The sequence below is a fragment of the Burkholderia sp. Ac-20353 genome (assembly GCF_017104785.1).
Taxonomy (GTDB): Bacteria; Pseudomonadota; Gammaproteobacteria; order Burkholderiales; family Burkholderiaceae; genus Burkholderia.
Genome location: NZ_JAAGPL010000017.1, coordinates 89,236 through 110,972 on the forward strand (window position 1 = coordinate 89,236; position 21,737 = coordinate 110,972).

22 protein-coding genes are annotated in these 21,737 nt (G+C 67.3%); 12 read left to right on the forward strand and 10 right to left on the reverse strand.

Annotated features, from left to right (window positions below):
• Positions 1-18: 18 nt before the first annotated feature.
• From G3N94_RS08850 to polA, 3 genes are all read right to left on the reverse strand, one after another.
• Complete coding sequence (locus G3N94_RS08850) at positions 19-894, reverse strand: dienelactone hydrolase family protein (RefSeq protein WP_205792000.1); 876 nt, start codon at positions 892-894, stop codon at positions 19-21.
• Between the two features lie 236 nt (positions 895-1,130).
• Positions 1,131-2,474 carry an NAD(P)/FAD-dependent oxidoreductase gene (locus G3N94_RS08855; protein ID WP_205792001.1) on the reverse strand — a complete coding sequence of 448 codons (1,344 nt, stop codon included), beginning with the start codon at positions 2,472-2,474 and terminating at the stop codon, positions 1,131-1,133.
• A 280-nt stretch (positions 2,475-2,754) separates the two neighbouring features.
• Positions 2,755-5,508 carry a DNA polymerase I gene (gene polA / locus G3N94_RS08860; protein ID WP_205792002.1) on the reverse strand — a complete coding sequence of 918 codons (2,754 nt, stop codon included), beginning with the start codon at positions 5,506-5,508 and terminating at the stop codon, positions 2,755-2,757.
• A 1-nt stretch (position 5,509) separates the two neighbouring features.
• Here polA and G3N94_RS08865 point away from each other — a divergent pair, with 1 nt between their 5' ends.
• Positions 5,510-6,262 carry a TIGR00730 family Rossman fold protein gene (locus tag G3N94_RS08865; RefSeq protein WP_124600534.1) on the forward strand — a complete coding sequence of 251 codons (753 nt, stop codon included), beginning with the start codon at positions 5,510-5,512 and terminating at the stop codon, positions 6,260-6,262.
• A gap of 446 nt (positions 6,263-6,708) precedes the next feature.
• Positions 6,709-7,002, forward strand: a complete 294-nt coding sequence (locus G3N94_RS08870; protein ID WP_205792003.1) for a hypothetical protein — start codon at positions 6,709-6,711, stop codon at positions 7,000-7,002.
• Positions 7,003-7,076: 74 nt separating this feature from the next.
• On the opposite strand, the gene G3N94_RS08875 is transcribed toward G3N94_RS08870, so the two are convergent.
• A complete protein-coding gene (locus G3N94_RS08875) occupies positions 7,077-7,646 on the reverse strand; it encodes a hypothetical protein (RefSeq protein WP_205792004.1) in 570 nt (189 codons plus the stop codon).
• A gap of 134 nt (positions 7,647-7,780) precedes the next feature.
• On the reverse strand, positions 7,781-9,307 hold the full coding sequence (locus G3N94_RS08880) for an AMP nucleosidase (protein ID WP_205792005.1): 1,527 nt from the start codon (positions 9,305-9,307) through the stop codon (positions 7,781-7,783).
• A 130-nt stretch (positions 9,308-9,437) separates the two neighbouring features.
• Here G3N94_RS08880 and G3N94_RS08885 point away from each other — a divergent pair, with 130 nt between their 5' ends.
• From G3N94_RS08885 to G3N94_RS08905, 5 genes are all read left to right on the forward strand, one after another.
• Entirely contained in the window at positions 9,438-9,833 is a 396-nt protein-coding gene (locus G3N94_RS08885) for a hypothetical protein (protein ID WP_205792006.1), read from the forward strand.
• A 112-nt stretch (positions 9,834-9,945) separates the two neighbouring features.
• A complete protein-coding gene (locus G3N94_RS08890; protein WP_205792007.1) occupies positions 9,946-10,944 on the forward strand; it encodes a homoserine kinase in 999 nt (332 codons plus the stop codon).
• Entirely contained in the window at positions 10,935-11,747 is an 813-nt protein-coding gene (locus tag G3N94_RS08895; protein WP_205792008.1) for a BPSS1780 family membrane protein, read from the forward strand. The genes G3N94_RS08890 and G3N94_RS08895 overlap by 10 nt, the downstream gene beginning before the upstream one ends.
• Positions 11,748-11,923: 176 nt before the next feature.
• Positions 11,924-12,376, forward strand: coding sequence for a MarR family transcriptional regulator (locus G3N94_RS08900; RefSeq protein ID WP_205792009.1), 453 nt, complete (start codon positions 11,924-11,926; stop codon positions 12,374-12,376).
• A 143-nt stretch (positions 12,377-12,519) separates the two neighbouring features.
• Entirely contained in the window at positions 12,520-12,939 is a 420-nt protein-coding gene (locus G3N94_RS08905) for an organic hydroperoxide resistance protein (RefSeq protein ID WP_124600527.1), read from the forward strand.
• A gap of 110 nt (positions 12,940-13,049) precedes the next feature.
• Here G3N94_RS08905 and G3N94_RS08910 read toward each other — a convergent pair whose 3' ends face one another.
• Positions 13,050-13,226 carry a DUF3563 family protein gene (locus tag G3N94_RS08910; RefSeq protein ID WP_205792010.1) on the reverse strand — a complete coding sequence of 59 codons (177 nt, stop codon included), beginning with the start codon at positions 13,224-13,226 and terminating at the stop codon, positions 13,050-13,052.
• Positions 13,227-13,308: 82 nt separating this feature from the next.
• Positions 13,309-14,442 carry a PHB depolymerase family esterase gene (locus G3N94_RS08915; RefSeq protein ID WP_205792011.1) on the reverse strand — a complete coding sequence of 378 codons (1,134 nt, stop codon included), beginning with the start codon at positions 14,440-14,442 and terminating at the stop codon, positions 13,309-13,311.
• Positions 14,443-14,690: 248 nt separating this feature from the next.
• On the opposite strand from G3N94_RS08915, the gene G3N94_RS08920 reads away from it, so the two are divergent.
• From G3N94_RS08920 to G3N94_RS08935, 4 genes are all read left to right on the forward strand, one after another.
• Complete coding sequence (locus tag G3N94_RS08920) at positions 14,691-15,389, forward strand: phosphatase PAP2 family protein (RefSeq protein WP_205792012.1); 699 nt, start codon at positions 14,691-14,693, stop codon at positions 15,387-15,389.
• Between the two features lie 160 nt (positions 15,390-15,549).
• The gene (gene modA, locus G3N94_RS08925; RefSeq protein ID WP_205792013.1) at positions 15,550-16,350 is read left to right on the forward strand and encodes a molybdate ABC transporter substrate-binding protein; all 801 of its coding nucleotides are present in this window, start codon (positions 15,550-15,552) and stop codon (positions 16,348-16,350) included.
• 10 nt (positions 16,351-16,360) lie between these two features.
• On the forward strand, positions 16,361-17,035 hold the full coding sequence (gene modB / locus G3N94_RS08930) for a molybdate ABC transporter permease subunit (RefSeq protein ID WP_205792014.1): 675 nt from the start codon (positions 16,361-16,363) through the stop codon (positions 17,033-17,035).
• 1 nt (position 17,036) lies between these two features.
• Positions 17,037-17,738 carry an ATP-binding cassette domain-containing protein gene (locus G3N94_RS08935; protein WP_205792015.1) on the forward strand — a complete coding sequence of 234 codons (702 nt, stop codon included), beginning with the start codon at positions 17,037-17,039 and terminating at the stop codon, positions 17,736-17,738.
• Positions 17,739-17,821: 83 nt separating this feature from the next.
• Here G3N94_RS08935 and G3N94_RS08940 read toward each other — a convergent pair whose 3' ends face one another.
• The 3 genes from G3N94_RS08940 to G3N94_RS08950 all read right to left on the reverse strand — a co-directional run bounded on the left by G3N94_RS08940 (position 17,822) and on the right by G3N94_RS08950 (position 21,040).
• Entirely contained in the window at positions 17,822-18,643 is an 822-nt protein-coding gene (locus tag G3N94_RS08940) for a TOBE domain-containing protein (RefSeq protein WP_346778674.1), read from the reverse strand.
• Positions 18,644-18,813: 170 nt separating this feature from the next.
• A complete protein-coding gene (locus G3N94_RS08945) occupies positions 18,814-20,529 on the reverse strand; it encodes a CHAD domain-containing protein (RefSeq protein ID WP_205792017.1) in 1,716 nt (571 codons plus the stop codon).
• 127 nt (positions 20,530-20,656) lie between these two features.
• Complete coding sequence (locus G3N94_RS08950; protein WP_205792018.1) at positions 20,657-21,040, reverse strand: tautomerase family protein; 384 nt, start codon at positions 21,038-21,040, stop codon at positions 20,657-20,659.
• A 109-nt stretch (positions 21,041-21,149) separates the two neighbouring features.
• Between G3N94_RS08950 and G3N94_RS08955 the strand changes: the two genes are divergently transcribed.
• A partial coding sequence (locus tag G3N94_RS08955) for a LysR family transcriptional regulator (RefSeq protein ID WP_205792019.1) occupies positions 21,150-21,737 on the forward strand: 588 nt, incomplete at its 3' end.

A 21,737-nucleotide genomic window follows, 5' to 3' on the forward strand; every position in this document is an offset into this window, starting at 1 on the left:
CAAGCCGCCGCTTGCCGTTCACATCACGCCGTACTTGTGGAACCACGCGATCGCGCGATTCCAGCCATCCTCGGCATCGGCCTTCACATAGCTCGGCCGGTAATCGGCGAAGAACGCGTGGCCGGCATCCGGATACACGACGAACTCCGATTCGTGCGCGCGCTTCGACGCGCTCGCCTGGATCTTCTCGCGCATGGTCGCAAGCGACGCCTGCGAGATGTTCGTATCCTTCGCACCGTACAGCCCGAGCACCGGCACATCCAGCGTCGATGCACGATCGACCGGGTTGAACGGCGTCATCTCGTCGGTCTTGCCGTCGACGAACCCGTACCACGCCACCGCCGCGCGCACATGCGGATTGTGCTCCGCGTACAGCCACGCCTGGCGCCCGCCCCAGCAGAACCCCATCACGCCCACGCGCGACAGGTCACCGCCATTCTTGCCGGCCCATGCGACGGCCGCATCGAGATCCTCGGTCACCTGCCGGTCCGGCACCTTGCTGACGACATGCTCGACGAGTGCCTGGATCGACGGATACTTCGATGCATCGCCCTGCCGCGCGAACAGCTCGGGAGCGATTGCCAGATAACCGAGCTTCGCGAAGCGGCGGCAGACGTCGGCAATGTGCGCGTGTACGCCGAAGATCTCGTGAATCACGATCACGACCGGCAGGTTGGTCTTGTCCTGCGGCTGCGCGCGATACGCGGGCACGCTCGCATCGCCCGAACGGATCTCGACGGTGCCCGCGTCCAGCCCCGTACTGTCGGTCGTGATCGTCTGTGCCGACACGGGCAGCACCGCCGCTGCAAAGGTGCCGCCGAGCGCCGCCTGCATGAACTTGCGGCGCGAAAACGGAACGTGGGGAACCAGGCTGTCGACTTCGGGTTTCAACATCAATGCACTCCTCGATTGGGCACCGCCGTCACGAACTCGCGCTTGGCGTGACGTTGCGGCGATCGGCGCGGCGCCGCATATGGAAACCTGTACAAGATGCCCAATGATCCGTTGCCGAGTCAACTGTTAGAATTGTAAGACTCGGTTACGACAGGACGCTTCATGCAGCGCGACTGCCGCGTCCGAGGCCCTTGCAATCCGCGCGCCGCGCCGCTCGCCGACGCGTGCTCGCACTGTCAGTGCAGCTTGACGCGCGGCAGCGTCGTGCGTCGCAGCCAGTGCGCGACCGTATCGAGCATCATCCGCGGATAGCCGTGCAAAGCCGCGATGTGCAGCCGATACAGCGACATGTACATGAAGCGCGCGAACAGCCCTTCGATCAACATGTTGCCACCGATCAGCCCGCCCATCAGGTTGCCGACTGCGCTGAAATGGCCGAGCGACACGAGCGAGCCGAGGTCGCGATACGTGAACTCGGGCAACGGACGCCCGTCGAGCCGACATCCGAGCGCCTTCAGCAGGAAGTTCGCCTGCTGGTGCGCGGCCTGCGCACGCGGCGGCACGTTGCGCTCGTTGCCGGGCCATGCGCATGCCGCGCAATCGCCAAGCGCGAACACGTTGTCGTCGGTAAAGGTCTGCAGCGTGCGGCGCACGTCGAGCTGGCCGAGCTTGTTGACCTGGAGACCATCGAGATTCGCGAGCACGGGCGGCGCCTTGATGCCGGCGGCCCAGACCGTCAGGTCGGCGCGCACCGTCTTGCCACTCGCGGTATGAACGGCCCCGGGCGCGACCTCGGTCACGCGTTCACTGAGCATCAGCCGCACGCCGAGTTTTTCGAGCAGTTCGGCCGTCGCCGACGACACGCGCTCCTGCAGCGCAGGGAGAATCCGCGGCCCCGATTCGATCAGCACGATGCCGACGTCGTGTCGCGGGTCGAGCTTGTGCAGCCCGTACGCGGACAGCACCTGCGCGGTGTTGCGCAGCTCGGCGGACAGCTCGACGCCGGTAGCGCCGCCGCCGACGATCGCGACCTGGATGCGCGGCTCGGCCACGTCACCCGGTGCGCCCGACGCAGCCGGCGCCGGGCTCTGGTGCTCGGCGCGCATGCACGCGGCGATCAGTCGCTTGCGGAAGCGTTCGGCCTCGCCCACCGTGTCGAGCGCGATCGAGTTTTCCGCCGCGCCCTGCACGCCGAAGAAGTGCGTGGTGCTGCCGATCGCGATCACGAGCGTGTCGTACTCGAGCTCGCGCGCCGGCAGCAGTTCCTCGCCGTCGCTGTCGTTGACGGGCGCGAGCGTAATGCGCTTCGCCGCGCGATCGAGCCCGGTCAGCCCGCCCTGCTGGAATTCGAAACCGTGCCAGCGCGCCTGCGCCGCGTATTCGAGCTCCTGCGTGAACGGGTCCATGCTGCCGGCCGCCACTTCATGCAGCAGCGGCTTCCAGATGTGCGTCGGATTGCGGTCGACGAGCGTGACGAGCGCACGCGCGGGATGCTTGCCGCGCGCGCCGTAACGGTCGCCGAGCCGCGTCGCCAGTTCCAGGCCGCCCGCGCCTCCGCCTACGATGATGATCCGATGCATCCGATTCCCCCTTTGCGATTCGAAACTGCTGCCGCCGGACGTCGCGCACGCGATGCGCGCGCGACGTCTCGTGGATTAACCGGTTCGGACATCATCGATGTGCAGTTCGAAACACTTCGATGCGACCGCTCCCGGCACGCGGGGCGCGCAGCCCCGCGTCAATGACAAGACCACCTGCATTGTCCGGGAGCTTGCGCGTTGACGACAAGCAAACCATCTCGATAAGTGACATCGCTGCAACAATATGTCGCAGGTCACGGGGAACGTGTATCGGTATCGGTCAGTGCGCCTCTTCCCAATTTGCGCCGGCGCCCACTTCGGCGACGAGCGGCACCTTGAGCTTCGCGACGCCACACATCATCTCCGGCAGCTTTTCGCGGACCAGCGACAGCTCGCCGTCGGGCACTTCGAGCACCAGTTCGTCGTGCACCTGCATGATCATCCGCGACGCGAGCCCGTCACGCGCGAGCCAGTCGTCGACGGCGATCATCGACAGCTTGATCAGGTCCGCCGCCGTGCCCTGCATCGGCGCATTGATCGCCGCGCGCTCGGCCGCCTGGCGACGCGGGCCGTTACCGCCGTTGATTTCCGGCAGCCACAGACGGCGGCCGAAAACGGTTTCGACGTAACCCTTCTCCTTCGCGACTTCGCGCGTGTCCACCATATATTGCGCGACGCCCGGGTAGCGCGCGAAATACCGGTCGATGTACAGCTTCGCGGCGTCGCGCGTGATGCCGAGGTTCGACGCGAGGCCGAACGCGCTCATCCCGTAGATCAGCCCGAAGTTGATCACCTTCGCGATCCGGCGCTGGTCCACATTGACCTCGAGCGGCGTCACGCCGAACACTTCGGCCGCCGTCGCACGGTGGATGTCCTCGCCCTGCGAAAACGCGCGCAGCAGCGACGCATCGCCCGAGATGTGCGCCATGATCCGCAGTTCGATCTGCGAATAGTCGGCCGACACGATCTGGTGGCCCGGCGGCGCGACGAACGCCTCGCGGATCCGCCGGCCTTCGGCCGTGCGCACCGGAATGTTCTGAAGATTGGGGTCGTTCGACGCGAGGCGGCCCGTGACCGCGACCGCCTGCGCGTAGTTCGTGTGCACGCGCCCCGTTTCCGGATTGACCATCCGCGGCAGCTTGTCGGTGTAGGTCGACTTCAGCTTCGACAGCCCGCGGTGCTCGAGCAGCAGCTTCGGCAGCGGGTAGTCCTCGGCCAGCTTCTGCAGCACCTCTTCGTCGGTCGACGGCGCGCCGCTCGGCGTCTTCTTCACCACCGGCAGCTGCAGCTTCTCGAAGAAGATCTGGCCGATCTGCTTCGGAGAACCGAGGTTGAACTCGCCACCTGCCAGTTCGTAAGCCTGCGCTTCGAGCTCGATCAGACGCGTCGCGATTTCGGTGCTCTGCGCCTGCAGGCGCGCGTCGTCGATCAGCACGCCCGTGCGCTCCATCTTGCGCAGCACGAGCGACACCGGCATCTCGATCTCGCGATACACGCGTTCGAGGCCCGGTTCGCGCGCGACCTGCGGATACAGCGCGTGATGAAGCTGCAGCGTGATGTCCGCGTCTTCGGCCGCGTACTCGGCGGCCTGCGCAAGTGCCACGTCGTCGAAGCCGATCTGCTTCGCGCCCTTGCCAGCGACGTCCTCATACTTGATCGTCTTGACGCCCAGATGACGCAGCGCGAGGCTGTCCATGTCGTGCGTGCGGTGCGACTCGAGCACGTACGATTCGAGCAGCGTGTCGTGCTCGATGCCGTTCAGTTCGATCCCGTAGTTCGCGAGCACCTGCGCGTCGTACTTCAGGTGCTGGCCGACCTTCTTGTGCGCGGCCGATTCGAGCCACGGCTTCAGCCGCGCGAGCACGTCGTCGATCGGCAGTTGCTCCGGCATGTCGGGGCCGCGGTGCGCGACCGGCAGGTACGCGGCCTTGCCCGGCTCAACCGAGAACGACAGGCCGACGAGACGCGCGGCCATCGGATCGAGCGACGTCGTCTCGGTGTCGAACGCGGTCAGCACGGCCGCGTCGATCTTTGCGAACCATGCGTCGAACTGCGCCCAGGTCTGGATCGTGTCGTATTCGCGCGCGATGGCCGCTGCGATCACCGGCGCCGGCTCACCGTCCGCCACGTCGACTGCGTTGCCTTCCGCGGGCGCGCTGTCGATTTCGCGCAGCCACGTCTTGAAACCGTAACGCGCGAAGATGTCGCGCAGCAGGTCGCGCGCCTCGCCGCAGGTCGCCAGCGTCGCTTCGATCGATTCGAGGTGCGGCGCGAGATCGCACGCGGTCTCGACGGTCACGAGCTTGCGGCCGAGCGGCAGGAAATCAAGCGCGCGACGCAGGTTGTCGCCGACGACGCCCTTGATCTCGTTCGCATGCTCGATCACGCCATCGAGGCTGTCGTACTGCGTCAACCACTTCACGGCCGTCTTCGGCCCGCATTTCTCGACGCCCGGCACGTTGTCGACGGTGTCGCCGATCAGTGCCAGATAATCGATGATCCGCTCCGGCGGCACGCCGAACTTCGCGATCACGCCGTCGCGGTCGAGCGTCTCGTTGGTCATCGTGTTGACGAGCGAGACGGCGTCGCTGACGAGCTGCGCGAGATCCTTGTCGCCCGTCGACACGACCACCTTCATCCCGTGGCGCTCCGCTTCGCGCGCGAGCGTGCCGATCACGTCGTCGGCCTCGACGCCCTCGACCATCAGCAGCGGCCAGCCGAGCGCGCGCACGGCGCCGTGGATCGGCTCGACCTGCAACGCGAGATCGGACGGCATCGACGGACGGTTTGCCTTATAGTCGGCATAGAGGTCATCGCGGAATGTCTTGCCCTTTGCATCGAACACGCAAGCGCTATACTCTGCACTGACTTCCTTGCGCATACGGCGCAGCATGTTGATGATTCCGTAGAGCGCTCCGGTCGGCTCCCCGCCAGGGCCACGCAAATCAGGCATCGCATGGTAAGCCCGATACAGATAGCTCGAACCGTCAACCAATAGCAGGGTCTTACCTTCCAGATTTCGTTCTTCAGGCATTATGAACAAGAGAAAAGTGATTCCGAGTCTGCGTTCGCTCGCAGATCAAGAACGCGCGACGGCCAAGAAGGCGCGCGCATCGTGGCAGATGTTCACGATTATGGCAGAGTTTATCGAGGCGACCGAGTACCTGTCGGAGATCCGCCCGGCCGTCAGCATCTACGGTTCTGCCCGTCTCAAACCCGATACGCCGCACTACAAGCTCGCGGTGCAGATCGCGCGCAAGCTGTCCGACGCCGGCTTCGCGGTGATCTCCGGCGGCGGCCCCGGCATCATGGAAGCCGCGAACAAGGGCGCGCATGCCGGCAAGGCGCCGTCCGTTGGCCTGAACATCGAGCTGCCGCACGAGCAGGCCGGCAACCACTACCAGGACATCTCGCTGCGCTTCCGTCACTTCTTCACGCGCAAGGTCACGTTCGTGAAGAACTCCGATGCGGTGATCGTGATGCCGGGCGGCTTCGGCACGCTCGACGAGTTGTCCGAAGTGCTCACGCTGATCCAGACGAAGAAGTCGCGCCTCGTGCCGATCATCCTTGTCGGCAGCACGTTCTGGCAGGGGCTGCTGCAATGGTTCCGCGACCAGCTGATCCCGAACGGGCTCATCAATGCGGAAGACATGGACCTGATGCAGGTGATCGACGATCCGGACCAGGTGCTCGACGCCGTGCTCGCGTTCTACGAGGACCGCGGCGAGGAGGAAGGCGAGGAAGAGCATCCGCCGCGTCCGGAAGAAGACCGGATGTTCTACCTGTAAGTGTCATGCTCGCGGCCCGGGTACTCGTGATGGGTTCCCGGCTCGCATTGCCCCGTTGCGGGCAGCGCGTCGCGCGGCGCCACCGGCCGTACGCGATGCATTTTGTAACGCCGCATTATCGTGACCAGTTCCGTGGCCGGCTCGCGAACGTCAAATCCGGCCGCCGTTCGACGGATGCTGCGCCACGGCAAATGCGGCGTTGCGGCGTCGCATTGTCAAATCGGCGCGTACGATACGTCCCCGCGTGCGCGCCCTCGTCCCCGCAACCACGCCAATCTGCTGTAACAAAACCTGTTCGCCATCCGGTCCGCAAGACGGCAAACTTCGCGGCACACTTCGCAACACACTTCGATCCAACGGCGCCGCGTTGCGGCACCGAACGTGTGCGCAGCCTCGCGCGCCCTGCTTCGTCGCGCCACGCTCTTCACAACACTCGGGGAAACTCCATGAAACGCTCGCTGACCGCCCTTGCCTTCGCCAGCCTGGGCCTCTCGTTGTCCGGCCTCGCCCATGCCGTGAACGTCGACGTGAACATCGGCACGCCCGCACCGGTCATCGTCGCGCCGGCGCCTGCCCCCGTCGTGATCGCGCCCGCTCCCGTCGTCGTCATCGGCTGGCACGGCGACCGCTACTGGGACGGCCGCCGCTACTGGGAGCGCCGCGAATGGGAAGACTATCAGCGTCATCGCGGGCACGGCTACCACTGCCCGCCGGGACACGCGAAGAAGGGCGAATGCTGAACGGCGCGATGCGCTGACCATCCGGCACAACATCCAGGCCGCCCGCCGGGCTTCGGCTCGAGGGCGGCCTTCGTTCAATGGCACACGACGTCGCCGTACCCGACGAACATCTCGCTCGCGTCGTCATAAGTCCGGGCTTTACGCAGCGCGTCCCGAATCGACATCCGCCGCGCGAGGACCATATGAAACAGGCGGTGGACGAACAGCGCCGCGTCGGCGCCGTCCGGCAAGCCGCGCGGCGCGATATAGGCGGACGCGCCACCGTCCACGAACGCGCGGCCAAACGCGGACGTGCCAGTCTCGCAAGCCGTGCTCACGACGACTCGCCCCTGCAGCCGCATGTTCCCGGCAAGCGCATCCGGCGGCAGGCTGCCGTTCGTCAGCAGCGATACGTCGATCCCTTCGTCATATTCGCCCATCACGAAGCCATCCTGATTGCCGTGGCCGCTGATGATCAGATACTGGCTGTTGGTCGTCGTGTCGCCCAGCACCAGCAGCAGGTCCTGCGGTGTCCCCGGCAAGTGCAGGCTCACCGACGCGCCAAGACTTTCGAGCACCGCGCGGATCAGCAACGCTTCCCCGCTATCACCCACCGCGACGACCGAAACCGGCGGGCGGGGGAAAAGAAATTTCTCGTCGATCATGCAGTCGGCCACTCCGTCGACAACCGAATGCGGCAATGATGCGCTTACCGGTCGTCGGGCCGCAGGCCAGCCGCATACGGCTGCCCGACGGCAGCCGCGCCGACGCCCCGGCTGTTACCGGCCACGCGCGAACCTTATTGGAACGCCACTTCCGCAAAGCTCCGCAGCTTGCGGCTATGCAGCTTGTCGAGCCCGTTGGTCCGCAGGATCTCCATCGCCTTCACGCCGATCTGCAGATGCTGGTCGACCTGCGCGCGATAGAACTGGTCGGCCATCCCCGGCAGCTTCAGCTCGCCGTGCAGCGGCTTGTCCGACACGCACAGCAGCGTGCCGTACGGCACGCGGAAACGGAAACCGTTCGCGGCGATCGTCGCGCTTTCCATGTCGAGCGCGATCGCACGGCTTTGCGACAGCCGCTGCACGGGCTCGCGGTGATCGCGCAGCTCCCAGTTACGGTTGTCGACGCTCGCGACCGTGCCGGTCCGCATCACGCGCTTCAGCTCCGCGCCGTCGAGCCGCGTGACGTCCGCCACCGCGCGCTCGAGCGCGAGCTGCACTTCGGCGAGCGCCGGAATCGGCACCCACAGCGGCAGGTCGGCGTCGAGCACGTGATCCTCGCGCACGTAGCCGTGCGCGAGCACGTAGTCGCCGAGGCGCTGCGTGTTGCGCAGACCCGCGCAGTGGCCGAGCATCACCCACGCATGCGGGCGCAGCACCGCGATGTGGTCGGTGATCGTCTTCGCGTTCGACGGACCGACGCCGATATTGACCATCGTGATCCCGCTGCCGTCCGCGCGCTTCAGGTGGTACGCGGGCATCTGCGGCAGGCGCGGCGGCGCCGAGCCTTCAGCCGGCTCGCTGCCGAGGTTCTCGTTGTACGTGACGACGTCGCCCGGCTCGACGAACGCGCTGTACTCGCTGCGGTACGCGCGCACGTCGGGATCGTCGCTCTCCGTCATCATCATGCGGCCGAGCTTCACAAATTCGTCGATGTAGAACTGGTAGTTCGTGTAGAGCACGTAGTTCTGGAAATGCGTCGGTGACGTCGCGGTGTAGTGGCGCAGCCGGTGCAGCGAGAAGTCGACCCGCGCGGCCGTGAACAGCGCGAGCGGATGCGGTTCGCCCGGCGCCGGCTCGAACGTGCCGTTGACGATGCGGTCGTCGAGATACGACAGATCCGGCGTATCGAACACGTCGCGCATCGCGAGCAGGCTGTCGCGGTCGAGCTCGCCTTCGAGATGGATGCCTTCCGGGAACGCGAAATGAACGGGGATCGGCTGCGACGACACGCCGACCTCGATCTTCACCTGGTGGTTCTTCGCAAGCAGGCGCAATTGTTCGCGATAGTAGTTCGAGAACAGATCGGGTCGGGTCACCGTCGTCTCGAACACGCCGGGGCCGGCGACGAAACCGTACGAGCGGCGCGAATCGACGTGCGTGTTGACGTCCGTGCGGACCCGCACGAACGGATAGCACGCGCGCACGTGCTCGGTGATCGGTTCGTGGCGCCGATAGCGTGCGAACGCATCGCGCAGGAAGCCGGCATTGGCCTCGTAGATGGCGGACAGCCGCGCGACGGCGGCGATCGGGTCGTCGAATCCTTCGACCGGCGGATTTTCCGGGGTCAGCATCCGGTGTCTGCGGCTCAAATCGTTCTTCATTTTCATCACCTCGTCTGATCAGTCGACATTACCACGGAACCTTGTCAGACTGCCGGTCACGCGCCGCAAGCAAGCGGCCGGACGACGCGCAGTATTTGCTAAAATTGAACGGTTAATTGGGAGAGTCACAATGAAGCCGCTCATTCTCGTCGCTGCCGCCGCCGCATTCGCCGTCGCCAGCGCCGCCCACGCCGCCGGCGGCACGCCGAGCGCCGACGCGCAAGCGCAGGCCGATGCCAACGAAGCCGCCGGCCTGCCGGATCTCCGGAAGATCAACCGCCCCGGCGCCGAAGTCACGTCCAAGGTCGATTTCGGCGACATCCGCCGCACGCCGAGCTTTCATACGAAGAGCAAGAACGGCACCGAGGTCACCGAATACCGCGATCGCGGCAAGCCGGTCGAGATCGACGTGAAGTCGAACTTCGGCACCCGCTACCAGATGAGCGCGTCGCCGGACACGTCGCCGAAGCCGCACGACGCGAGCATTCCGATCACGCGCCTGCCGTCGATCAACCTGCACTATTGACGCTCGGCCCGCGCCGCGCCGGCCCCGGCAGCGGCGCACGGGCTCTCCCCGCTTCCCATTTCGCGACGCACGCGGCACGCGTGCCCGCCCAACCTGACTCGACGCATCTCGCATGGCCGTATTCACTGCTGTTTCCGACTCCGATCTCGCGCACTGGATGCGCCACTACGCGCTGGGCGATGTCGTCGCGTTCCGCGGCATTCCGTCCGGCATCGAGAACAGCAACTTTTTCCTGACGACGACGCGCGGCGAATACGTCCTCACGATCTTCGAAAAGCTGACAGCCGAACAGCTGCCGTTCTATCTCGACCTGATGCGCCACTTGGCCGGCCACGGCGTGCCGGTGCCGGACCCGATCCCGCGCGACGACGGCGCGCTGTTCGGCGAGCTGCACGGCAAGCCGGCCGCGATCGTCACGAAGCTCGACGGCGCGACCGAGCTCGCGCCCGGCATCGAACACTGCATCGAGGTCGGGCAGATGCTCGCGCGCATGCACCTCGCCGGCCGCGACTACCCGCGCTACCAGCCGAACCTGCGCAGCCTGCCGTGGTGGCAGGAGAACGTGCCGGCCATCGCGCCGTTCGTGACGGCCGAACAGCTCGCGCTGCTCGAAGGCGAGCTCGCCCATCAGGCGCGCTTCTTCGGCTCCGCCGACTACGCGGCGCTGCCCGGCGGCCCGTGTCACTGCGACCTGTTCCGCGACAACGCGCTGTTCGCGCACGCGGCGCCCGACACGGGCCACAAGGTGCGGCTCGGCGGCTTCTTCGATTTCTATTTCGCCGGCTGCGACAAGTGGCTGTTCGACGTCGCGGTGACCGTCAACGACTGGTGCGTCGACCTCGCAACGGGCGTGCTCGACACGGCGCGCGCCGATGCGCTGCTGCGCGCCTACCAGACCGTCCGCCCGTTCACGGCGGAGGAGCGGCGCCACTGGAGCGACATGCTGCGCGCCGGCGCGTACCGCTTCTGGGTATCGCGTCTGTACGACTTCCACCTGCCCCGCGCGGCCGAGATGCTCAAGCCGCACGACCCCGGCCATTTCGAACGCATCCTGCGCGAGCGTATCGCGCATCTGCCTGTGCTTCCCGAGACCCAAACCGCATGCAACTGATCGAAGTGCCCGCGAAGACGGGCTATGTCTGGTTCCGACAGGGTATCTGGCTGTTCCGCCGGAACCCGCTCGCTTTCATCACGCTGTTCTTCACGTACCTGCTGGCGATCACGCTGGTGTCGATGGTGCCGGTGATCGGCGCGGCGCTGCCGCTGTTGTTCATCCCGGGCATCGCGGTCGGCTTCATGGCCGCGTGCCGCGATACGGTGGCCGGCAAGCCGGTGATGCCGACGATACTCGTCGACGGCTTCCGCTCGTACGGCCACGTCACGACCCAGCGGCTGCTCGTGCTCGGCGTGATCTACGTCGTGTCGATGGTGTTCGTGTTCGGCGTGTCGTCGGTGATGGATGGCGGCGCGCTGTTCAGCGCGATGATGGGCGCGACGGCCGATACGAGTGCGACGCCCGAATCGCTCGCGGCGCAAGGCACGCTCGGCGCGCTGCTGCTCGCGACGCTGCTGTACACGCCGGTCGCGATGCTGTTCTGGTTCGCGCCGGTGCTCACCGCATGGCACGACATCCCGCCCGCGAAGGCGCTGTTCTTCAGCATCGTCAGCTGCTGGCGCAACCGCGGCGCGTTCACCGTGTACGGCCTGCTCTGGTTCGGCGTCGCGCTCGGCACCTCGCTCGTGCTGTCGCTGCTGCTGCAGGCGCTCGGCGCGGGCGCGTATGCGCTGACGCTCATGATGCCGGTGACGATCATCATCGTCACGATGCTGTACTGCTCGTTCTACGCGACCTATCGCGGCTGCTTCGGCGTGCAGGAACCCGGCGCGCCGACGAAGCCGTCGACGGGCCGCTGACCCTTGTCGGCTGGTCGGCGCAGGCCTCGCCGGCCTGCGCCGACCACGCCGCGGCATCGCCCCGCCTTCACCGCCACACGCACCGCCCGTGCCGGGCGCTACTGTTCAAGCGAATCATTTGCGCGCAAAATAATTTGCATGCAAATGGTTTGCGCCACCCCCGCGCATTTCGAATCATGGATCGCCCGCCCGCCTATCCGCAAACGCTCGACGAGCAATTGTGCTTCGCGCTCTACTCGACTTCGCACGCGATGACGAAAGCGTACAAGCCGTTGCTCGACAAGCTGTCGCTCACCTATCCCCAATATCTCGCGATGCTCGTGCTGTGGGAACGCGACGACATCGCGGTCAAGGACATCGCCGCGCGCCTCGATCTCGACCCGGCAACGGTCACGCCGCTGCTCAAGCGGCTGGAAGCGCTCGGCTATGTCGAGCGCGTTCGCAGCGCGGCCGACGAGCGCGTGGTGAACGTACGCCTGACATCTGACGGGCGCACGCTGAAGGAAAAGGCGCGCTCGGTGCCCGCCGACCTGTTCTGCGCAATGCGGCAAACACCGGAGTTCCTGATCCGGCTGCGCGCGGACCTGAAGCAGCTCCGTGACGCGCTGTCGGCCACCGACGAGCATTGACTCGTCCGGCTGCCCGGCCCGCCCGGGCAATTTTTTTGAAATTTAATTTGCACACTAATGATTTGTGTTCTATATTTTGTCCGTGGCCGGCCACATCCCGCTTGACCGGACCGCTCTTCCCACCTTCCGACAGGAGCTGCACCATGAACATTCTGTACAAGACGAGCGCAACGAGCACGGGCGGCCGCGATGGCCGCGCAGTATCCGCAGACAACAAGCTGGAAGTGAAGCTCGCGGCACCGCGCGAACTGGGCGGCACCGGCGCGGAAGGCACGAATCCCGAGCAGCTGTTTGCCGCAGGTTACTCGGCGTGCTTCCTGAGCGCGATGAAATTCGTCGCCGGCCAGAGCAAGCAGGCGATCCCGGCCGACACGCAGGTCACGGCCGAAGTGGGCATCGGCCCGAACGACGCAGGCGGCTTCGGGCTCGACGTCGAACTGCGCGTGTCGCTGCCGGGCCTCGACAAGGCCGACGCGCAAGCGCTCGTCGAGAAGGCGCACCAGGTGTGCCCGTACTCGAACGCGACCCGCAACAACGTGCCGGTGCGCCTGACGGTCGTCTGACGCGACGCGCGCCGCGAATGCAAAAAGGGCGCGTGCGGCTTGATGCCGCACGCGCCCTTTTTTTGCGCGACTTGCCGGATCGGCGGGCCGACCCGCCCGCCCGATGCCGCTTAACGCGCGCCGAACGAATACGGGCGGTTCATCGCCGCTTCGCGGTCGATCTTGCGCATGCGGAACTCGAGATCGTAAATGTCGGACGCTTCAGCCAGGTAAGCATCGGCACGCTCTTTCGCGGCCCGCTCGGCGTTCTTGGTCAGCATCAGGAAGAGGTGGCTCAGCAGGTACATGATCGATCTCGCAAGTCCAAGGGTTTTCGACTAGGTGTTTTCCCGAATTATAGGGAAAACCCTTAAAACTTGCCAGCACCGATCAGCCCGTGCGTCGTTCCGCCGCCACAGTGCGGCGATGCGTTTCGAAAAAGGCCCAGATCATCTTGCTCGCATCGGGGCCGAGCGCCGAGTGGAACGGTACGGCCTCGTCGCCGCCCGCCCACGCGTGATCGAGCCCCTTCACGTGACACAGACGGACGACCGATTCGCCGTCGCGCTGGTAATCGCAGACCTGCGCACCGGCTTCGCGCGCTTCGACGCGCTGGCCGCCGCGCAGCGCACCGTGGCTGTCCGCCATCCCGTTCAGGCGCAGGAACTGGACGGCAAGCTGATCTGCGTTCTTCGGCGAGACCACGTGATCGCCGTCGCCATGGACGATCAGCGCGGGCATGCCCGGAAACGCGTCGTCGCCGATCAGCGCGTCGACCGCCGCGGCCGGATTCTGCCGCACGCCGCGCCGCATCACGTCCATCGCGGTGATGCCCGAATGCGCTTCGCCGAGCGCGGGCCCGGAGTGCAGCGCGACCGCCGCGAAGCGGTCCGGGAAATGCAGCGCGAGCAGCGATGCGAGGCCCGCGCCGGCCGACAATCCCGCAGCGTATACGCGCGACGCGTCGAAACCGTGCGCGTCGACCAGCGCGTCGACCAGCGACGCGACCGTGTGCGCCTCGCCGCGGCCGGCGCGCTCGGTATCTTCGTACCAGTGCCAGCAGCCATGCGCATGCGCGCGCAGCGACTGTTCCGGATACAGCACCGCGAATCCGTAGCGGTCGGCGAGCAGGTTCATCCGGGTGCCCTGCACGAATTCGTCAACGGTCTGCGTGCAGCCGTGCAGCATCACGACCAGCGGCATCCTGGTGCGCCGGCGGCCGGACGGCACATACAGGCCATAGGAAAGAAGCTGGACGAGGCGGCCGATCGCGGGTGCCATCGGATGTTCGCCGCGCGTCCACTCGCCGGCCGCCCACGCGGCCGCGCGCGGCCGCACCCGCGACTCGCGCACGGGCGAAGGGGACAGATCGGCGGAGACGGGCGACGAGGCGGAGACGGGTGACGCGGCGGCGTCGATCACGTCGCGCGCGATGCGCTCGACGTCGCGCGCCGCGCGTTTGGCCGATGGGGACAGCATGCGTTTTACACCGCCCAGCCATAATTTCGTCAGACTTTTGGTCATCGATCGGGCTCGCAGTCAGGAATTGGGGACGCCACGAATGACGTATCGTTCGGCGTTGTGCAATGCACAATAACATTGTTTCTGGGATTTATCCTGCGCGCGGATAGTTCCCGCTCGTGCAAAAAGCGGGCCGCGTGCATGCACGCGGCTATACTGGTGTTTCGCCGCTTGTATCCGTTGTAGTCGCTCTTCCCGGCTCGTGCGTTGATTAAGCATTCCGTCCCGCCCCTGCTTGCTTTCCTCTTCAGATGTTCGACCTGCCGTCTCACCTGTGGATCTCGATCACCGCGTTCGGTGGCGCTGGCCTGACCCTGCCGCTTGCGGTCACCATCGCCGTCTGGCTTGCGCTCGGCTATTCATGGCAACGCGCCGCAGCGTGGCTCGCCGTGCTGACCGCCGCGATCGGTGTCGTCGCGCTCACGAAGATTGCGTTCCTCGGCTGGGGCATCGGCATCCGCGCGTGGGATTTCACCGGCTTCAGCGGCCACGCGATGCTGTCCACGTCGGTCTACCCGGTCGCGATGTTCCTGATGCTGATCCGCACGCGCGTGCCGGTGCGCCTGCTCGGGATCGCGCTCGGGCTCGCGGCGGGCGTCGCGGTCGGCGTGTCGCGCGTCGCGCTTGCCGCCCATTCGCCATCCGAATCGATCACCGGCTGCATCGTCGGCGCGCTCGCCGCGCTGGTGTTCATCTACGGCTCGTGGCATGCCGAACCGCATCGCTGGTCGGTGTCGGCCGTCATCGTGAGCCTCGCGCTCGTCACCGTCGCGCTGCACGGGATCACCGTGCCGTCGCACCGCTGGGTGACCAAGGTCGCGCTGCAATTGTCCGGCCACGAACGGCCGTTCGTGCGCGCGCGCTGGAAAGCCAACCCGAACTACCATCCGGCGTCGCAGCCGTCGCCGCTGCAGCGCACCGAAGCGCAGGCCCATTTGCTGCACGCGTAAGCACCGCCCGCCCGCGCCGCACCGCGGGCGGCGCCTGCTTGCTCCTGCTTTTTCCCGCTCCGTCCACCGCTCATGCCCACCGTCGCATGAGCAATATGCGAAGCGTTATAACCCGCCCTATATTACGATTACGGTTTCCTTCATTCGAACGAAAACCACCATGCGCTCATCTGTCCGTCCGCTTCGCCGCACCCTGCTCCGCCTGCTGCCGCTCGTCACGCTCACGGCCGGTGTCGCGTTCACCGCGCCCGCTCGCGCCGCCGACGAGCTGGTCGTGTCGGCCGCCGCCAGCCTGACGAACGCGTTCAAGGCCGTCGGCAACGCGTACGAGAAGCAGCACCCCGGCACCAAGGTGCTGTTCAACTTCGGCGCGTCGGACGTGCTGATGCAGCAGATCGCGAAGGGGGCGCCTGCCGACGTGTTCGCGTCGGCCGACCAGAAGGCGATGGACCGCGCGGTCGACGAGAAGGTGATCGTGCCCGGCACGCGGCGCGACTTCGCCGCGAACTCGCTGGTGCTGATCGTGCCGGCTGACAGCCATGCGGCCGCGCCCGCGTCGCTGCACGACCTGACCGCGCCGGGCGTGAAGCGGATCGCATACGGCGATCCGGCCTCGGTGCCGGTCGGCCGCTACACCGAAGGCGCGCTGCGGGCGGCGGGCGTCTGGGACGCGGTCAGCGCAAAGGGCGTGCTGGCGGCCAACGTGCGCCAGAGCCTCGACTACGTCGCGCGCGGCGAAGTCGACGCCGGCTTCGTGTTCGGCACCGATGCGGCCATCATGCCCGGGCGCGTGAAAGTCGCGCTGACCGTGCCGACGCAAACCGCGATCACCTATCCGATCGCGGTGGTCAAGGACAGCCAGCATGCCGCGCAGGCGCAGTCGTTCGTCGACTTCGTCACGTCGCCGCAGGGCCAGTCGGTGCTCGCGAAGTTCGGCTTCAGGCCGGCCGCCGCCAAGTGAGTCGCCGAACATGCATGACGCCTGGATCCCGCTGCTGCTGTCGCTGAAGGTTGCCGGCTGGGCGACCGCGCTCGACATCGTGCTCGGCGTCGCCGCCGGGTTCGCGCTCGCGCGCTGGCGCTCGCCCGCCCGCGACATGGTCGATTCGCTGCTGACGCTGCCGCTCGTGCTGCCGCCAACCGTGCTCGGCTATTACCTGCTCGTGCTGCTCGGGCGGCGCGGCGTGGTCGGCGAGTGGCTCGACCGGTACGGGATCCAGCTCGTGTTCACGTGGCAAGGCGCGGTGATCGCGTCGATGGTCGTTGCATTCCCGCTGATCCTGAAGTCCGCGCGGGCCGCGTTCGAAGGCGTCGATCCGCAGCTCGAGCGCGCCGCGCGCACGCTCGGCCTCGGCGAGGCCGCCGTGTTCTTCCGCGTGACGATGCCGCTCGCCGCACGCGGCATCCTGGCCGGCGCGCTGCTCGCGTTCGCGCGCGCGCTCGGCGAATTCGGCGCGACGCTGATGATCGCGGGCAACCTGCCGGGCCGCACGCAGACGCTGTCGGTCGCCGTGTACGCGGCCGTGCAGGCCGGGGAAGACGGCACGGCCAACTTCCTCGTGCTAGTGACGTCGGTGACCTGCGTGATCGTGCTGCTCGTGGCCGGGCGCCTCGTGCCGTCGCGCGGGCTGACGGGGGCGCGCTGAGATGAGCCTCGCCGTCGACATCCGCAAGACGTACGCAACCGCCGAACGCCGTTTCGCGCTCGACGTGTCGTTCACCGCGACGACGCAGCGCGTCGTGCTGTTCGGTCCGTCGGGGGCCGGCAAGAGCCTGACGCTGCAGGCGATCGCGGGGCTGCTCGCGCCCGATGCCGGCACGATTTCGCTGAACGGCGAGCCGCTGTTCGACGCAGCGCGCCGCATCGACGTCCCGACCCGCGAGCGCCGCGTCGCGTACCTGTTCCAGGACTACGCGCTGTTCCCGCACCTGAACGTGCGCCAGAACCTCGCGTTCGGGCTGACGTCCGGCTGGCGCAATCCGCGTGCGAAGACCTTGCCGCCGGAAGTCGCGTACTGGCTGCGCGCATTCGAACTGGAAGCGCTCGCCGGCCACTATCCGGCGCAGCTGTCCGGCGGGCAGAAGCAGCGCGTGGCGCTCGCCCGCGCGCTCATTGCGCAGCCGCGCATCCTGTTGCTCGACGAACCGTTCGCTGCGCTCGACGGCGCGATGCGCCAGCGCATGCGCCACGAGCTCGCCGAACTGCAGGCGCGGCTCGATATTCCGATGGTGCTGATCACGCACGACCCGGATGACGTCGCCGTGTTCGGCGACCAGGTCGTCCACGTGAGCGAAGGTCGCGTGCAGCCGGGTGCGCCGCACGCCGTGTGGCCGAGCCGCATCGCGTGATGGCGCGCGGCGGCCGGCGTTACCTCGTTACCTCGTTGCCTCGTTACCCCGTCACCGCGTCACCGCGTTACCCCGTTACCCCGTTACCCCGTCACCGCGAGGATCACGCTCGACGCCTTGAACAGCGCGATCGCGCGCTGACCGGCCGCGAGCCCGAGCGCATCGGCGCTGTCGTTCGTGACGATCGCGGCCAGCGTTCCGCCGCCGTCGAGCGCGAGCGTCACTTCGCTGTTCACCGCGCCGCCCTTTACCGCCTCGACGGTGCCATGCAGCTGGTTGCGCGCCGACAGTTTCAGCGCTGGCCCACCGTCGTCGACCGCAAGCACGACCCACGACGCCTTCACGAGCGCGCATGCGTCGCCGTCGACCTGCAGGCCGAGCGCGTCGGCGCTTTCGTGCGTCAGCACGGCGACGATCGTCTGGCCGCCCGGCAGCGTGAGCACGACCTCGTCGTTGACCGCGCCGCGCCGGATCGACGCGACCTTCCCGAACAGCTGGTTGCGCGCACTGGTTTTCATGCCGATTCTCCCGATCAGCGCCCAGTCGACGTCGAAGCCGGCCACGGCCGCGCTCGCCGCGTCGATGAAACGGCGATGCTCGCGCTCGATCGTGCGGAATGCGGCAATCAGCGACGTCGCGCGCGGCGTCAGCGCCGTGCCGCCGCCGCCCTTGCCGCCGGTCGAGCGCAGCACCAGCGGTTCGCCGGCCAGGTTGTTCATCGTGTCGATCGCCTCCCACGCGGCCTTGTAGCTGATGCCGACCGCCTTTGCGGCGCGCGTGATCGAGCCGGTGTCGCCAATCGCCGCCAGCAGCGCGATGCGCGCCGCGCCGCCGAGCGTCTGCGTACCCGCGCACAGCCATAGCTCGCCACCCAGCTCGAGCGGCTCGGACGAGACCGACGAGATGGACGAGACGGACGGGCCGGTCGATTCGGTCGATTCGGTCGCGTCGGTCGCGTCGGTCGAGACGGTCGAGACGGTTGAGACGGTTGAGGCGGTTGAGACGGACAAATCGGGATCGATACTCATCGTTCGGCAGGCAGAAAGTGGAACGCCATGATCGTAAGCTCAACCGCTCAGCCGGCGAGCTTCGGCGGCCGCAGGCTGGCGAGCAGCGCCTCGGCGTCGCGCACCGCGCGCTGCTCGAGCGCCGCGCCGTAGCCACGCACGAAGCCGAGCTGGTACGGCGGCGCCGCCAGTTGCTCGAGACGATGCAGCGCGACCACCGTGTCGTTCGCTTCGCCGAGCACGCCCTGCACGCGCGACAGCGTCTTGACCGTCTCGGTGCGCGTGCGGCGCGACGCCAGCGACGCGAAGAACTCGAGTGCGTAGCGCAGCCGCTTCGCGTCGATCCGGACCTGATGGCGCGCGGCCGTGTCCAGCGATTCGAGCGACGGTGAACCGTACAGATGACCGAACAGGCGGCGCACGCGCTTCGCGACGTGCCGCTTCAGCGACGGCGCGTCATCGTCGCCGACGGGCGGCAGCGCGAGTGCGCTCAGCCATTCGAGCCAGCCTAGCGTGAGCCGCGCGTACCGCGCCGAATGCAGCTGCTGCCGCAGCTCGACGCGCGCCGCCATGCATTGCGCGCGCGACGCGTCGAGCGTGCCCGCCCACTCCGGGTTGTCGCCGTCGGCGGCGATCAGCGCGGGCAGGCTCTCCGTCGAAAACACGTCCCAGTCGCGCACGGTGCCGAGCATCGACCCGAGCCAGCGCAGATCTGTCGACAGATTGTCCTTCCAGCCGCCGTTCGCGTAGCGCGGGAAAAAGCGCATCAGCGTGCGCAGGCGGCGCAATGCAACGCGCATCTGGTGGACGAATTCGGGATCGTCGTGGTCGAGCACGCCGGCTTCGTTGCCGAGCCATTGGGCGGCGATGTCGCCGGACAGCGCGAACAGCGCCGCGCGCTGCGTGCGGATGCCGCTCAGGTCGACGAGCTGCGCCTTCACCGGTGCGTCTACGGCCAGCGCGCCCGCGCACGCGCGATCGATCACGCTCGTCAGCTGCACGAACGCGGGCCACGCACCACTCAGTTCGCGCGCGGCGGCGAACAGCGCGTGCAGCGCGGCCGTGCGCGCATCGAGCGTCTCCCAGTCCGGCGCCACGAGGCGCAGTTCGCAGTAACGGCGTGGCGGGCCGTCGCCGTCGTGGATCGACACGTCGTCAAGCGTCATCTCGACCACCACGCCGCTGTCGTCGGCCCAGCGCCCGCGCCGCCGCTCGCTGACGAGCCGCAGATGCGCGGCGCCAGCCTTCGCTGCGGGTTCGGCTTCACGGGGTGGAGGCGCCTCTGCGGCGGCAGTTTCCAGCACGACCGCGGCATCCTGCGCCGCAGACGCTCCGGATGTATCGGACGCCGCGGACGCCGCGGACGCTTCCGCCGCCCCGGACACGCCGGATGCCTTCGCTTGCGCCGGCGCATCGGCCCGCACCGCCGGCTCCGGTTCGCGCGCGGCGACGACGATGCCCGCATGTTCCGCATCGAATACTTCGCGAAGCGTGACGCCGGGCGCAAACGCCCGCGTGCGCGACGCGACGACGCGCCGCCCGTTCGCGGTGGACTCGACCCACGTCCACCAGCTCGCGCCGGGACTCGGCTCGGCTTCGACGATCTCGCACGGCTCGATCGTCACGCGCTCCTGGCCGCGACGCATCCGGACCTGCGGGCAGATGCGCCACGCGCGGCCGAGTTCGGCGCCGAAGTCGCGTTGCGCGCCCCGCGCCCGGCCCGTCGCCGCGGCCGGCCAACCTTCCAACGACATGCACAGCACGATTTCCAGCACACGCGACATGGAGGCTCCTGCGTATGAAGAATCGCCGGCGTCTCCCCGTCGCCGGCATCGCTTGTAATACAAGTGCCATAGTACACGGCACGAAAGCCTCCTGGCGACGGGCGTGCGGTTGCCGCGTTGCGGCCGGTCAGACGACGTACTGCGCGATGCCGTTGCCGAACGACCAGTCCTCCTTCAGCACCTCGACGAGGCCGATGAACACGTCCTGCCGGCGCACGCCGGGCCGCTCGGCCAGGTTGTCGACGATGGTCCGGTACAGCGCCTGCTTCTGTTCGAGCGTGCGCGTGTTGTTCGCGGTGATCTGGATCATCACAAGATCGTCGCTGCGTTCGATGTCGAGATAGTGGCGGCCGAACACGAAGTTCTCTTTCGCGTGCTCGGTCACGACCATGAAGATGTCGTCCTCGGGCACGTTGAACGTGTGCATCAGCGCGCGATGCACGCCGTCGACGAGCGCCGCGCGGTATTCGGCCGGCTTGCCTTCGCGCACTGCGATACGGGTGAATGGCATGGTGGTTCTCCTGACGGTGACGTTGAAGGATCGAAACGCAAGGTCAGGTTAAGCGCGCGAATCTATAATGAACAGTCATCAATGAATATTTCATTCATTTACTTCTGAAATGAAAGTCCTCGATCTCGACGCGGTGCGCGCGTTCGTGCTGGTTGCCGATCTCGCGAGCTTCACACGCGCCGCCGACGCGCTCGGCACCACGCAATCGGCCGTCAGCCTGAAGCTGAAGCGGCTCGAAGCCCATCTCGGCAAGCCGCTGCTCACGCGCACGCCGCGCGTCGTGAAACTCGCGCCCGACGGCGAAACCTTCCTGCCCGCCGCCCGCGCGCTGCTCGATGCGCACGACCACGCGCTCGGCGCGATCGCGGCCGGCACGCGGCGCCTGTCGCTCGGCGTCAGCGAGCACGTCGCGGTGCCCGACCTGCCGGCGGTGCTCACGAGCCTGCACCGGCAGGACCCGGGCCTGTCGCTCGAAATGCATCTCGGCACGTCCACGAACCTGCTCGCGCGCTTTGACGAGCGCCGGTTCGATGCGGTCATCGTGCGCCACGAACCCGGCGAGGATCCGCCGCGCGACGACGGCACGCTGCTGTTCACCGAACCGCTCGCGTGGCTCGCCGCGCCGGACTGGGCGCCGCGCGCGGGCGAGCCGCTGCCGCTCGCGGTGCTGACCGGACCGTGCGGCGTGCGGGCCGCC